The sequence below is a fragment of the Pseudoalteromonas rubra genome (assembly GCF_005887095.1).
GTDB classification, from domain to species: Bacteria; Pseudomonadota; Gammaproteobacteria; order Enterobacterales; family Alteromonadaceae; genus Pseudoalteromonas; species Pseudoalteromonas rubra_E.
Genome location: NZ_PNCI01000176.1, coordinates 1 through 312 on the forward strand (window position 1 = coordinate 1; position 312 = coordinate 312).

At 35.6% G+C, this 312-nt stretch carries 1 pseudogene; it reads right to left on the reverse strand.

Features of this window, described 5'->3' with window-relative positions:
• Positions 1-312, reverse strand: a pseudogene (locus CWB99_RS24475) (polysaccharide biosynthesis protein); the annotation flags it as partial.

The window sequence follows — 312 nt, forward strand, 5'->3', positions numbered from 1 at the left end:
AATAAAATACAAAAACTTGCGTATATAAAGGGAACTGTACGTGGAACAGGGGCACTTAAAAAGAATGACAAAACGGTTAAATATACAGTAGAGAGCACAACGCCAGCAATAATAGCCCACATTGCTTGTGTGTTCATGTAACGAAGTACAGCTCGGTAAAGTCCAAGCTTTACAAAGCTAAATAAGCTAAGCGGAAGAACACTAGCTAATAATATCCAAGTATGTGTATTTTTTAAAAATGCGGTGATGTCTAACATGAGTAAAAAAGAGAGCCGAAAAGCTACAACAATAAAAATACTATAGACAACGAGT